The organism is Sporosarcina sp. FSL K6-3457 (assembly GCF_038007285.1).
Lineage (GTDB): Bacteria > Bacillota > Bacilli > Bacillales_A > Planococcaceae > Sporosarcina.
In genome coordinates, this window is the sequence record NZ_JBBOWX010000001.1 from 1,701,278 (window position 1) to 1,715,297 (window position 14,020).

The window sequence follows — 14,020 nt, forward strand, 5'->3', positions numbered from 1 at the left end:
AATTACGCCAAGGCGTAATTGATTATATGAGGGGGAATTATTATGAGTGAAGTAACAAGAAAAGGGCAATTGGCAAAGCAAGCAAGCTATTCGTTGGTCAATGTGACAACGGAGCAGAAAAATGAGGCATTGGCATTGATTGCTGAACAACTATTGGTTGACCAATCGGAGATTCTCGTTGAAAATCACAAGGATTTGGAAGAAGGGCGAGTAAATGGACTGACGGATGCGGTTTTAGATCGGATTATGTTAAATGAAAAACGTATACAGGACATGGCGCATGCCGTCAAGCTGTTAATGGAGTTGGCGGACCCAATTGGAGAAACATTGGAAACGATTGAGAAGGAAAATGGTTTGCATCTTGAAGTGAAACGTGTGCCACTTGGCGTGATTGGTATGATTTATGAGGCAAGGCCGAATGTGACGCTGGATACAGCAACATTGGCGATTAAAACAGGCAATGCTGTGATATTGCGAGGGAGTTCTTCCGCAAAATATTCAAATAGTGTGCTGGTCAAATCTATTCATACAGCACTTGATAAGAGTGCTATTTCGAAAGAGTCCATTCAGTTCATAGAAGATACGAGTCGAGAAACAGCGAAGGAACTTTTCCGGTTAAACGATTATTTGGACGTTCTTATTCCACGAGGCGGCAAAATGCTTATTGACACAGTGATTCGTGAAGCGACGGTTCCTGTCATTCAAACGGGTGCCGGGAATTGTCATATATTTATCGATGAAACCGCGGATCCAGATATGGCTGGGGAGATTACCTTGAACGCAAAAATCCAGCGTCCATCTGTCTGCAATGCCATCGAAACGATCCTGATTCATGAAAAGTGGTTTGAGCAATATGGCAAAAAATTGGTCGAGAGTCTTCAGCGGAGTGGTGTGGAGATTTTGGGAGATGAAACCGTCGTACAGGAATGCCAGGATGTGAAGTTGGCATCCGAATCGGATTGGTCCACGGAATACCTCGGGTTAACCGTCAGCATTAAGCTCGTTGCGAATCTGGATGAAGCCATTACGCATATCAATCAATATGGAACGCAACATTCGGAAGCCATTATTACGCAAGATGAACGGCAGGCAGCCATCTTTTTGACACGTATCGATGCTGCGGCAGTCTACCATAATGCCTCCACTCGATTTACAGACGGCTTTGAATTCGGCTACGGAGCGGAGATTGGCATCAGCACACAAAAATTACATGCCAGGGGACCGATGGGATTAAAGGCGTTGACGACTAGTAAATATATGATTCGTGGAAATGGGCAGGTGCGTGGATGAGGGGATTCTTACGGAATAGTGTGTAGATTTGCGAACTCGCTGGTAAATTCCACAAATTCGCCGGTAACTCTCAGAAACTTGCCTATACTATCAAAAAACCGTGGGAAATCACTCCCACGGTTTACTTCTCTCTATTTTAACTCCAAATGCTGTTTCAACGTACCTGTAACTTCCTGCAATTCTTCTTCATCCATCATGTAATACCAAATCCCGCCGTTCATGCGCTTTCCTGTTCCTTTTTCAAAATGCAATTGTTCGATTTTATCGGCTGCATCTCGATAGTTTTTTTGTACGTCTACCATTTCATCGAATGTCATATTGGTTTTGATATTGTCACCGAGTGCATTGAATAGGCTGCGGTAATTTAGTAAACTATTGACTGATTTACCTTGCTGTAAAACGCCTTGAATGACTTGTCTCTGACGATCTTGTCGACCCCAATCTCCACTTGGGTCTTCTTTACGCATCCTCACATAGGATAACGCTTCTTTCCCTGTCAATTTAATTTCTCCCGCTGGAAAATGGATGGCATCCTGTGTGAAATCTAATGTATTTCTAACGGTTATTCCACCAACAGCATCGACTACATCCTGAAAGCCTTCCATATTGACCTCTGCAACATAATCAATCGGCATATCTAATAAATTCTCGACAGAATCGAGTGACATCTGGATACCACCAAATGCAAACGCGTGATTCAGCTTATCCTGTGTACCATGGCCAACAATTTCTGTATACGTATCGCGCGGAATACTAACCATTTTCGTTGACTTCAAAGTTGGATTGACTGTCATGACAATCATCGTATCGGAGCGACCTTTATCGCCCTCGCGTTCATCAACGCCTAATACGAGAACCGAAAATGGCTCCTTTTTATCAAAAATAATGTTTACCTCTCGTTTATCAGATACCTCACGACCGATTGGTTTATACATCTCTTTTAATGTTGAAGTTAAGTCCAAGTAGATACTCAATGCCAAGCCGCCAATGATAAGACCGATAAGCGCAATAATCCATGGCCATTTTTTCCTTTTCTTACTATGTGCTCGTTTCATGAAGATCCTCCATTACCTATAATCTGAAAAAATATTACCCTAGTATGGACGAATATCGGGGATTTAGGTTTCAAGTTATGGTGAAAAGGGGTATCGTACTTACATATTGTATGAACAATCACATACTCTTGTAGGCATTTGATGAGTCATTCGGAGCGATTTACTTTATCTATATTGATACTTTAGACTATCAAGCGAATGAAACAAATGGTATGGTTTAACAGGGGATTGTTTATCGAAAGGACTGACTATTACATTGTTTAAATTACCGTCAACGGATTTGATCGAGTTACAAGGGGAGTATTCATTTCCGATTATCGGCTTATCCATTCTAATTGCATGTGTTGCTTCTTATACAGCTTTGGCTATGAACGAACGAGCACAACAACATAGCTTTTTTCACAAAAACTTTTGGCTCATACTAGCATCTGTTGCGATGGGCTTTGGTATATGGTCTATGCATTTTGTAGGTATGAGTGCCTATTCATTGCCTGTCAGTATGCATTATGACCAGTTGCTAACAGTCATTTCAGTTTTCCCAGCAATGCTCGCTTCTTTTTTAGCCTTTTACATAGCCAATCAACCAAGAAGATTAATATGGTTGTATATACTCGCGGGTATTGTGATGGGGCTCGGTATTTCAACGATGCATTATGTTGGCATGGCAGCTATGAAAATGGATGCTCTCTATTTTTATGATTTCTGGCTATTCACAGCATCAATTGTCATTGCCATAGTTGTTTCTTTTGTTGCACTTTTTGTTTTTTCAACACTGCAGCGTTATATGGAAAATCGTTTCATTCAACTGATGACGGCGATTATTCTGGGATTAGCTGTCTCGAGTATGCATTACACAGGTATGATGGCAATTTCTGTTTATGTATCTCCAAATCACTCCCATACATCGGTAGCTCACGAGATGGAGTTATCCTTTATTGTCATTAGTGTTACAGTTGGTATGGCTTTGTTACTGGGCTTATTATTGCTATCGAGTCTGCTAGATCGTTATGTGAAATATCGTACGAATCATTATGATATGTTGACAAGACTCCCAAATCGCCGGCAATTTGAGCGGAAACTTAGCCAGTCTCAGGTCAAGCAAACGTTAGCGATTTGGCATTTGCATGACTTGGAAAGAGTCAATCGAGAGAATGGTTATCTTTTTGGAGATGAAGTACTTCAATATCTTGCCGAATCTATGATTGCGTTAACGCCGCCACAGTCGGATTTGTACAGAATTGAAGGGAATCGTTTTGCTTTTTTAGCGAGAGGAACGGAAAGTGAAACGGTCTTTTATGCTGCGATGGAAAAGATTGCTGAAACACTTAGCCAACCATTTGTATTTCAGAATAAAGAAATTAGGATACAGGCTGTCTGTGCTTGGTTGCCAGCTAGCCAACAAAATGAATCCTCGAACATTTATTCAAATGTATTGGCTGTGCTGAATTCACCATCACTACAATACAAGTTAGACATCATTCAGTATGACCCAGTGCTTCATACCTATACATTTGAACGGGAAATTGCCAATGATGTAGAACGTGCTATGGCGGAGGACGAGTTGTATCTGGTTTATCAGCCTAAAATTAATGGTAAAACGTATGAAATGGTCGGTGTAGAAACTTTATTACGCTGGCAACATCCTATTTATGGCATGCTTTCACCTGGTGTATTCATTCCTATTTTAGAAGAAAAGAATCGTATGTTGGATGTTACGGATTGGGTTATTGAGCGAGCCTGCCGTCAGCTTGCCGAATGGGAAAGGGAAGGGCGACCAGTTGGACAAGCTGCTATTAATATTCCAGGTCAATATATCACTTCATCACGTCTATTGAAAGTGTTAAAGCGGGCAGTGACAGACTATAATCTTGAGCCGCAGCAATTAGAATTAGAAATCACAGAAACAAGTTTTGTCAAGACGATTGAAGAGGCGATAAGAGCCGTCGGAGTGTTTCGTCAAGAAGGTTTCTCGGTTGCATTGGATGACTTCGGAACAGGTGTATCATCGTTATCTTATTTAAAACAAATCCCGATTTCAACGCTCAAAATTGACAAATCTTTTGTGGATGGAGTACCAGCATCCACAAAAGATTCATCGATTATTCAAGCTATTATTGCACTCGGTAGTTCTTTGGATTTGTCGATTGTTTTTGAAGGAGTAGAGACGGCAGAGCAAGCACAGTTCTTAGCCTTTACATGTGAACAACCGATTATTCAAGGCTATTACTTTGCAAAACCAATGATCGCTTCGGAACTGATTGAATGGCATCAAAATTTTAGAAAGCCAACCATATAAGTGTCTGCGCCTCAAGCGATTCAATATTGTTTGGGGCCAGATGCTTTTTTTAGTTCTACTATCCTTGCATTGTTCTTACAGTGTAACAACACTAAGAAAAAGGAGAGGGTAGGCAATGTTAATAGATGGGGTATTTTCAGGGGGAGGTTTGAAAGGATTCGCACTAGTTGGGGCCTATCAGGTGCTGGAGGAACAGGGCTATCGTTTTCAGCGGGTCGCGGGAACGAGTGCAGGGGCAATCATTGCCTGTTTCATAGCTGCTGGCTACACCGCTAAGGAAATTGAAGTGATGTTGGATGAATTGGATATGCTTTCCTTGCTGGATCCGCGTAGAACGATTTTACCATTCCCGTTTATGAAGTGGATAGGTTTGTATTGGCGTCTTGGTTTATATCAAGGAAAAGCACTGGAGAATTGGTTTTTAGAAAAATTGGCAGACAAAGACGTTTATACATTTGCTGATGTGACTCCTGGTTCATTGAAGCTTGTAGCCTCTGATTTGACGAATGGCAAAATGCTCGTGCTTCCAGATGATTTGGAACGATACGGTGTCGTAGCGGAAACGTTCCCAATCGCACGCGCTTTACGTATGAGCTGTGGGATTCCATTTTTCTTTGAACCGGTCAAGATGAAAGTCGGATCGGGAGATACCATCGTTGTCGACGGCGGTGTGTTAAGCAATTTTCCACTGTGGATATTCGATAAAAAAGAGCGTCCAGTTCTAGGCTTGCAGCTTAGCCGTAGTCCGGAAAAACAGCCTGGCTATCCTATTCACAATGCCTTGCAGCTATTCGAAGCGCTATTTTCAACGATGAAAAATGCTCATGATGAAAGATATATTTCCCGTAAGCATGAAAAGGATATTATTTTTATTCCAGTAGATGGTTTTAGCGCCACTGAGTTTGATCTCGATGAAGAAGGAAAAGAAACACTGATGGAAATCGGGCGTAGTCGTACAACGCAATTTTTGAAAATGTGGTAAATGACTAGCCCTGAATCTAATTCAGGGCTTTTCGAAGTGGGGATAAATGGGCGGTCTAGTTCTAGTGGGGTGTACGAGTTTTTTGCAAAGGTAGTACAGTTTGGTCCCGGGGTGCACGAGTTTGCGAAATAGGTGTTCCAGTTCTAGTGGGGTGTACGAGTTTCCGACAAAGGTAGTACAGTTTGGCCCCGGGGTGTACGAGTTTGCGAAATAGGTGTTCCAGTTCTAGTGGGTGTACGAGTTTCCGACAAAGGTAGTACAGTTTGGCCCCGGGGTGTACGAGTTTGCGAAATAGGTGTCCCAGTTCTAGTGGGTGTACGAGTTTCCGACAAAGGTAGTACAGTTTGGTCCTGGGGTGTACGAGTTTGCGAAATAGGTGTTCCGGTTCTAGTGGGGTGTACGAGTTTTCGACAAAGGTAGTACAGTTTGGTTCTGGGGTGTACGAGTTTGCGAAATAGGTGCTCCAGTTCTAGTGGGGTGTACGAGTTTTTGGCAATGGTAGTCCAGTTTGGCCCCGGGGTGTTCCAGTTCCCGCAGGGGATATGAGTTTCTATTATGACACTCCATTATGGATAAGGAATCAATTGTATTAGGATATTAATGGGGTGTATTCCTTTTATTCGCCTACCAAAATAGTTGGATTATCATTTATACTAGATGTATCCCTTAGAAGGAGTTGAGAAGGCTTGAAGAAGATTGCGATTTTAGTCCTCTTCGTCATTGGAACAGCGGTAGGTATTGGTTGGTACGCGCTTGACTCGAATAAAGGAACGGCCATTTCATTTGCTGAACTGGAAAAAACAATCCAGGTTGCACAGGGCCAGATTTCGTTGAAAGAAACATCCAGTGGTTCACTCTACTTACAGACGACAGATGCTCTTTACGTGACACAAGTTCGTCCACAAAGTCAATTAGTTGAACAATTAGTTGAAAAATATAATCTAAACTATCAATATGCCAATCAAAATAAATTCGATGGACTGCTGATTGGTGGATTACTCATAGCATCACTTGTTACATTGTTCGTCCTACACAAAAAAGGCAAAATCGGTATCGGTGCCTCTGCGATGAAAAACAGTGCCTCTAAAGCAACACCTTTACCAGACATTACGTTACAAGATATTGGTGGATTGCCAGTTGAAATGAAAGAAGAAATTCACCAAACCTTATCCATCATAAAAAATCCGAAACAATCGGAACAACTCGGTATTACGCCGCCAAAAGGTCTGTTGTTGTACGGACCACCTGGTACAGGGAAAACCTTGCTGGCACAAGCAATCGCGCGCGAAATTGGTGCGACATTTTATTCATCGAGTGGAGCAGCTTTCACGGAGTTATTTGTCGGTGTTGGGGCTGCTAGAGTACGCACGCTGTTTGAAAATGCGCGAAAGCAGAAACCGGCTGTGATTTTCATTGATGAAGTCGATGCACTTGCAGGGAAACGAAAAACGCATGGCGGGGAAGAAACGGAAAAAACGTTGACAGAACTGCTTGTCCAGTTAGATGGCGGCAATAATAACGAGGGTGTGTTATTCATTGCCGCCACGAACCGGAAGGATATGCTCGATGAGGCTTTTCTTCGCCCAGGTCGAATCGATTACTCTTTCCAAGTCCCGTTACCAGATACGACGGGCAGAAGAGAGATTATCCACATTCATACGAAAGGCAAGCTGTTGGCGGATAATGTTGCGGCTTCCTTGGATGGCTTAGCGGACAGTACAGCAGGCTTTTCGGGTGCTGAGCTGAGTTCGCTGTTTGAAACGGCGAGTAGAAGGGCTATGCGTGATGGGCGTCGGGCAATTGATAAAAATGATTTAGACTTTGCCATTGACCGTACGATTTTGGGCAGCACTTCACGTACATTAAATGATCCACAAACAAAGCGGAGAGTAGCTATTCATGAAACGGGTCACGCGCTAATTGCAGCGATTACGAAGCCGGGTTCAGTGCGGAAAGCGACGATTATTCCGCGAGGACAAGCGCTTGGCTATGTTGCTCCATTTCAAAAAGAGCTTCATTTATCGACGTATAGCGAATTGCTAGACCAAGTGAGTATGATTTTGGCTGGTGGGGTAGCAGAGCGTATGTACCTTGGTGAGCATAGTATTGGTGTTGGTGGCGATGTCCAGCAAGCCAAGGAAATCATTGAAAGAATGGTTGACACGGGCTTGCTACAGGACGGCTTTACGCTAACTTTCAATGAAGGGCAAAAAGAGTCGAAGATGCAAGCGATTTTTGACAAGGCTCTTCATCAAACAGAAGGCCTTATTCAACAATATTCCACTGAATTCGATCAGTTGGTGGACTTGTTAATGAAAAAAGAAACACTGGATGGTTCGGAGATTCAGGAAATAGTAGGTCTATAATATTACGTCGCCACAGCCTTTACGGTTGTGGCATTTTTAAGATTAATATACCTATTTGCTAAAGATTAGTGCTAGAATGGAGTCAATAAAAGATAATGGGGATAGATGGATGGAAAAATACTTGATTCACAAAGCATTGAATAATAATGTACTCATAGCGACGGATAGTAGTGGCAATGAGGTGATTTTAATTGGGCGCGGGATTGGCTTTGGTGCAAAAGTCGGGGAATCCATTCAGCAGGAAAAAATCGAGAAATTATTTGTATTGAATGATCCTGACGAGCAAGAGCAGTATAAGCAACTTCTTTCCAGCATAGATGAAGATACGTTAAAAGTGCTGATTTCTGCAGTTGAAATTATTCAACAACGAGTGAATCAGCCGTTGAATGAGCATATCCATGTGGCGTTGACTGACCATTTAGTGTTTGCGGTGAGTCGAATGAGACGTGGGATGGCTATTCGAAATCCTTTTTTACTGGAAACGAAAGCACTTTACCCAGAGGAATATGACATTGCGGCTGAGGTGACAGCAATGGTCAATAAACAGCTGACAGTTGCGCTGCCGGAAGGGGAAATTGGTTTCATCACTCTCCATATTCATAGTGCCATTGTGAATAAAAATGTGCGTGATGTGACGAGGCACTCGGAGTTGATTGTTCAATTGGTGAATATGATTGAACAGCAATTTAGCATAGAAATCGATAAAAATAGTATTGATTATATGCGTCTGATTCGCCATCTCCGTTTTGCGATTGAAAGAGTAGTACGGGGGGAACGCGTTGCAGAGCCGAAAAAGATTACACTATTGTTAAAGGCGGAGTATCCGGTTTGTTACAATTTGGCTTGGAAGCTTATAAAAGTAATGCAACAAGTATTGCAAAAAGAAGTATATGAGGCGGAAGCAGTTTACTTAAGCCTTCATTTGCAAAGGATTCAAGCAAAAGTCGAAGAGTAAATCAATCACGCCTCGGCGTGATTGCGTCCAGATTTTGAATTGAGCTTGCTCAATTGACTCCCTTCAAAATCTGTGACATCCGCCGAAGGCTTTCACTTAATTCAGCAGAAGTGCCCCACATCTGCTGAATTAAGTGAGATTGTGGTTGTCAAAAGAAAAGTTCTATGCTACTATGCATCTATAGAGTCATTGGATTTGTAAGAAGAACTTAATTTAATAACTATTATCTGCATACGTGTTACTGATACGATCAGGCATGAGTACAAAGATGATTGATGACGGTTACAAGGGGGGACTCTTGTGGACTATTTTCAATTATTTTTTCTCATGCCTTTTTTTATTGTAGTAAAATCCGATGACTTCATAAATAAAAAGAGGAGGTATAATGATGTTTAAAAAAATCTTTGGTGTTTTACAGAAGATTGGTAAGGCATTGATGTTACCAGTTGCTATTTTACCGGCAGCGGGTCTGTTGCTGGCGTTTGGTAATGCGTTACAAAACCCGGTACTCACTAATATTGCACCGTTTCTTGAGGCGGGCTGGGTTGAACAGATTGCGTCAATTATGGAAGAGTCAGGGGACATTATATTTGGCAACTTACCGATTTTGTTTGCTGTTGGGGTTGCCCTTGGCTTAGCGGGCGGTGAAGGGGTTGCTGCTCTTGCCGCGCTTGTGGGGTATTTAATTATGAATGCTACCATGGGAACAGCGTTAGGTCTTTCTGCTAAGGGAGTGCTAGAGGCAGGCGATCCAGCTTATGCTTTGTTGTTGGGTGTACCATCCCTTCAGTCAGGTGTGTTTGGAGGTATTATTGTTGGGGTGCTCGCGGCGGCGATGTACAACCGATTTTTCAATATTGAGTTGCCGTCGTATCTCGGCTTCTTTGCTGGAAAACGTTTTGTACCGATTGCCACAGCAGCGTCAGCGGTAGTGCTTGGATTGCTCATGGTCTTCATTTGGCCGCCAATCCAAGATGGGATGAATGCATTCTCTAATTTTGTGTTGAACTGGAATACGACGCTATCTGCATTTGTCTTTGGTGTCATTGAACGTTCACTCATTCCATTCGGATTGCATCATATTTTCTATACACCGTTTTGGTTTGAATTTGGATCGTACGTTAACCTTGCTGGAGAAGTGATTCGAGGAGATAATCCAATTTTCCAAGCGCAAATCAAGGATGGTTTGCAAGAACTAACGGCTGGGACATTTATGACAGGGAAATATCCATTTATGATGTTTGGTTTACCAGCAGCAGCTCTTGCAATTTATCATGAAGCGGATCCTCGACGGAAGAAAATCGTGGCGGGTATTATGGGATCTGCAGCGTTAACGTCATTTTTAACGGGAATCACAGAGCCAATTGAATTCTCATTCTTGTTTGTAGCACCTGTGTTATTTGGGATTCACGCAATATTTGCAGGTTTATCATTCATGACGATGCATTTATTAGACGTTAAAATTGGTATGACTTTCTCGGGTGGTTTGATTGACTATATTCTGTTTGGGGCTATTAATCCACAAACAAATGCGTGGATGGTTATTCCAGTGGGACTCGTCTTCGCTGTCATTTATTACTTCGGGTTCCGTTTTGCTATTCGCAAATTTAACCTTATGACGCCGGGACGTGAAAAAGATGAAGATATCGAAGAGTTAGAGAAGGGTTCAAAAGATGCCGGTGCTTTAGCATCAAATATCTTAGAAGCGATGGGTGGACAACAAAATATTGTCGATTTAGATGCTTGTATTACAAGACTCCGTGTGTCTGTTAAAGACAGCGGTCAGGTTGATAAAAAAGAATTGAAAAAGTTAGGTGCAGCAGGTGTGCTTGAAGTTGGGAATAATATTCAAGCGATTTTCGGCCCGCGTTCTGAAATTATTAAAGGACAGATGCAAGATGTCATCAGTGGCAAACGACCGCGTGCGGAAGAAGTTAAACAGCCTGTTCCAGCTGTTGCTTCGAATGGTCAGCCAGACGACTTCGTCTCACCGATGCAAGGTGAAATCGTCCCACTATCAGAAGTACCTGATCCAGTATTTGCAGGGAAAATGATGGGTGATGGTTTTGCAGTCATTCCATCAGATGGAACCGTTGTTTCACCGGTGGACGGAACAATCGTCACACTTTTCCCGACAAAACATGCATTAGGTATTCAATCCGATTCAGGAAGAGAAATTCTAATTCATGTTGGGATTGATACTGTTAAATTGGACGGTGAAGGCTTTGAAGCATTGGTCGCACAAGGCGATCGTGTTAAAAAAGGACAACCATTATTGAACGTTGATATTGATTATATTCAAGAGCATGCGACGTCCATCATTACACCAATCATCTTTACGAATTTATTTGAAGGTGAATCAATCGTTTTGAATAAGTCAGGTACTGTTGAATTAAAAGAAGAACATATTGTGACAATTGAAAAATAAAAATCAGGAGCCAAATCGGCTCCTGATTTTTTATATACTTAGTTTTTTGCCCAGCAACGTCTAAAATTAGGTCAATAAGTGGTTTTCCGGTATCTTCATCCATCTTTGTGGAAATTTCAGCTGTGACTTCAATGAGATAGCTATTAAGCTCCCCTTTATTCCATTCAGAGAAAACATCATGCAAATCCTGTGCCTCAAAACCGAGGGTATGTTTCATGATGAAATAGGCTTCGGAAATGAGTTGCATGTCACCATATTGAATGCCGTTGTGAACCATTTTAACATAATGGCCTGCACCATCATATTGCTAGGTTCATCCCCATCACGCCTAAATCGATAACGCCCATCTGCTGTGTACTCATGGTGTTTACTCATTCCTTCGTGTTCGTAATGATCTATATTTGATTGATCAACTGTAGCTTACCACCACTTAAATTGATCGTCCTGCAATAGCTGATTGGCTGCATCAGGACCTGTCGAGCCAGCAGGGTAGGTATGTAAAGGCAACAGATTTTCCTGAAATGCTTCAATGATTGGTTGGATCCACTTCCATGATAATTCGACTTCTTCCCAGTGCGCAAAGAAGGTTGCATTATCAATCATTGCGTCGAATAGAAGCAGTTCATAGGCCTCTGGTTGATCTTCCGTTGTAGTTGAGAAGTTGATGGAAGTAGGGATAAAACGGTTTTTAGAAGGATCTTTCATATTCACCCGTAAAGAGATATTCTCGTTTGGACTAATTTCCACGATTAATAAGTTTGGAGTGATTCCTTCCGTTAAAAGTTTAGTTGTATCATTTACCTTGCTCTTAAATTCCATGACAATACGTGTCGATTTTTCATTAGTCCTTTTCCCGGTGCGAATATAAAAAGGAATTCCGCTCCATGATGGATTATCAATATATAAACGTGCTGCCACGTAAGTATCATTCGTCGAGGATCTATCCACTCCAGGCTCCTCAGTATAGCTAACTACCGGTGTACCTAGAACTTCACCAGCTATGTACTGACCTCGAATAATATCTTGGTAGACTATTTCTTTTTTTATAGGACGAAGAGAAGTGATCACTTCAATTTTTTTATTTTCAATTTCTTTAGCTGTTAATTGCTCTGGAAGATTGAGTGCGGTCATCATTACTAATTGAAGAAGATGATTCTGGACCATATCCCGAATGGCACCCGCTTGATCATAGTAGGAGGCACGAGATTCTACCCCGACCGTTTCACTAGCAGTGATTTGAACATTCGCAATTTGTGTATGATCTAATAGTAATCCGAGTGCTGGGTTGGCAAATACTAATGATTCAAGATTTTGGACCATTGGTTTTCCAAGATAGTGATCGATTCGATAAATCTCTTCCTCACGAAAAGCTATGCTCAAACACTTATTTAATTGCTGAGCCGATTTCAGGTCACTGCCAAACGGCTTTTCAACAATGAGTCGCTTCCAGCCTTTCGTTTGACTGATGCCACTGGCGTTAAGATTGGACGAAATCACATCGACCAATTGGGGGGCAACAGACAGATAGAAAAGTCGATTTTCGGGTATGTCTAATTCACTTTCCCTACTTTGAATGAGTTCGTGTAAGTTCTGATAAGATTCTTTGCTTGTCGCATCGAATATAAAGTACTGAAAGTAGTTTAGAAAATCTTGTAAATTAGACGTCTGAATAGGTCTTCTAGAATATTCCCGGAGTGCTTTTTCCACCACAGATCGGAAATCATCGTGTAGATAATGGGTTCTGCCAAGACCGATAATCGAGATAGCGTCTGGCATTTTACCATCGAGAAATAAATTATATAGTGCAGGAAATAGCTTTCGTTTTGCTAAATCTCCCGTTGCTCCAAATAAAACAAATGTCATGTCAGTCATAACCGGTTCCTCTTGGAAATCGTTTATACCAACTTTCCTGTCGAAATCTTCCGAAGGAATTTCATAATTCATATTCTATTCTCTCCTACTTTTTCATCAGTATGTTCTTATGCGATGAATGATAATCACAACAGTTTCCAGTATACCAACTACGTTCTATTAATGTAAGTCCGAATTTTTTTGTCTATAGAAGTAAAAATATACGGTTATTTATGATAAAATAGTTTGATAAACAGATTCTGAAAAAATAAAAGGCGTTTGTTAGCATGAAGATGTATGATGTGACAGGAACAATTTATGAAGGTATGACGATCTACAAAGATAAAGCGGAAAAGTGACAGAAATTAATCGGGTGACAAATGGCTGTGTAACTGCTAATAATAGTATATAAATAAGTTTGGAAGTGAGAGAAATAGTTGCTGCAATCGTCTTGTTTATAATAGCTGGATTGGCCGAAATAGGTGGTGGCTACTTAATATGGCTTTGGTTACGGGAAGGGAAGCCGATCTTTTGGGGGCTAATTGGCGGTGTAACACTAGCTTTATATGGCGTTATCGCTACTTTCCAAGCATTTCCTTCATTTGGTAGAGTCTATGCAGCGTATGGAGGAGTCTTTATTGTCTTAGCGGTGTTATGGGGATGGGGAGTCGACAAAAAAGCACCTGATGTCTACGATTGGATAGGTGCCGCCATTTGTCTAGTAGGTGTATCAGTTATTCTTTTTGCACCTAGGCAATGATGAGCTGTTTTGCAAGAACAAAAGGTGCTCGGAGACT

General features: G+C 41.7%; 9 protein-coding genes and 1 pseudogene. 7 read left to right on the forward strand and 3 right to left on the reverse strand.

The window, feature by feature from the left end; translation table 11 throughout:
• Positions 1-42 precede the first annotated feature (42 nt).
• On the forward strand, positions 43-1,290 hold the full coding sequence (locus N1I80_RS08300; protein ID WP_340737417.1) for a glutamate-5-semialdehyde dehydrogenase: 1,248 nt from the start codon (positions 43-45) through the stop codon (positions 1,288-1,290).
• Positions 1,291-1,421: 131 nt separating this feature from the next.
• On the opposite strand, the gene N1I80_RS08305 is transcribed toward N1I80_RS08300, so the two are convergent.
• Positions 1,422-2,345 carry an LCP family glycopolymer transferase gene (locus tag N1I80_RS08305; protein ID WP_340737418.1) on the reverse strand — a complete coding sequence of 308 codons (924 nt, stop codon included), beginning with the start codon at positions 2,343-2,345 and terminating at the stop codon, positions 1,422-1,424.
• A 256-nt stretch (positions 2,346-2,601) separates the two neighbouring features.
• Between N1I80_RS08305 and N1I80_RS08310 the strand changes: the two genes are divergently transcribed.
• The 5 genes from N1I80_RS08310 to ptsG all read left to right on the forward strand — a co-directional run bounded on the left by N1I80_RS08310 (position 2,602) and on the right by ptsG (position 11,372).
• Positions 2,602-4,641 carry a bifunctional diguanylate cyclase/phosphodiesterase gene (locus N1I80_RS08310; protein WP_340737419.1) on the forward strand — a complete coding sequence of 680 codons (2,040 nt, stop codon included), beginning with the start codon at positions 2,602-2,604 and terminating at the stop codon, positions 4,639-4,641.
• 115 nt (positions 4,642-4,756) lie between these two features.
• Positions 4,757-5,623: a patatin-like phospholipase family protein gene (locus N1I80_RS08315; protein WP_340737420.1), complete on the forward strand. Its 867-nt coding sequence runs from the start codon at positions 4,757-4,759 to the stop codon at positions 5,621-5,623.
• 686 nt (positions 5,624-6,309) lie between these two features.
• The gene (locus N1I80_RS08320; RefSeq protein WP_445683640.1) at positions 6,310-7,989 is read left to right on the forward strand and encodes an AAA family ATPase; all 1,680 of its coding nucleotides are present in this window, start codon (positions 6,310-6,312) and stop codon (positions 7,987-7,989) included.
• A gap of 109 nt (positions 7,990-8,098) precedes the next feature.
• Positions 8,099-8,944 (forward strand): glucose PTS transporter transcription antiterminator GlcT, encoded by an 846-nt coding sequence (gene glcT / locus N1I80_RS08325; protein ID WP_340737421.1) that lies wholly within the window; start codon positions 8,099-8,101, stop codon positions 8,942-8,944.
• A 388-nt stretch (positions 8,945-9,332) separates the two neighbouring features.
• On the forward strand, positions 9,333-11,372 hold the full coding sequence (ptsG, locus tag N1I80_RS08330) for a glucose-specific PTS transporter subunit IIBC (protein ID WP_340737422.1): 2,040 nt from the start codon (positions 9,333-9,335) through the stop codon (positions 11,370-11,372).
• A 43-nt stretch (positions 11,373-11,415) separates the two neighbouring features.
• Here the strand turns inward: ptsG and N1I80_RS08335 are convergent.
• A pseudogene (locus N1I80_RS08335) lies at positions 11,416-11,673 on the reverse strand (NADP-dependent phosphogluconate dehydrogenase); the annotation flags it as partial.
• A 119-nt stretch (positions 11,674-11,792) separates the two neighbouring features.
• Positions 11,793-13,244 carry a glucose-6-phosphate dehydrogenase gene (zwf, locus tag N1I80_RS08340; protein WP_340740001.1) on the reverse strand — a complete coding sequence of 484 codons (1,452 nt, stop codon included), beginning with the start codon at positions 13,242-13,244 and terminating at the stop codon, positions 11,793-11,795.
• A 412-nt stretch (positions 13,245-13,656) separates the two neighbouring features.
• On the opposite strand from zwf, the gene N1I80_RS08345 reads away from it, so the two are divergent.
• Positions 13,657-13,983 carry a YnfA family protein gene (locus tag N1I80_RS08345; RefSeq protein ID WP_340740002.1) on the forward strand — a complete coding sequence of 109 codons (327 nt, stop codon included), beginning with the start codon at positions 13,657-13,659 and terminating at the stop codon, positions 13,981-13,983.
• Positions 13,984-14,020 lie beyond the last annotated feature (37 nt).

Bases quoted from the DNA above. Each gene is read 5' to 3' on its own strand.
- N1I80_RS08300 (WP_340737417.1), top strand. From the start codon at position 43: ATGAGTGAAGTAACAAGAAAAGGGCAATTGGCAAAGCAAGCAAGCTAT.
- N1I80_RS08305 (WP_340737418.1), bottom strand. From the start codon at position 2,345: ATGAAACGAGCACATAGTAAGAAAAGGAAAAAATGGCCATGGATTATT.
- N1I80_RS08315 (WP_340737420.1), top strand. From the start codon at position 4,757: ATGTTAATAGATGGGGTATTTTCAGGGGGAGGTTTGAAAGGATTCGCA.
- glcT (WP_340737421.1), top strand. From the start codon at position 8,099: ATGGAAAAATACTTGATTCACAAAGCATTGAATAATAATGTACTCATA.
- ptsG (WP_340737422.1), top strand. From the start codon at position 9,333: ATGTTTAAAAAAATCTTTGGTGTTTTACAGAAGATTGGTAAGGCATTG.
- zwf (WP_340740001.1), bottom strand. From the start codon at position 13,244: ATGACTGACATGACATTTGTTTTATTTGGAGCAACGGGAGATTTAGCA.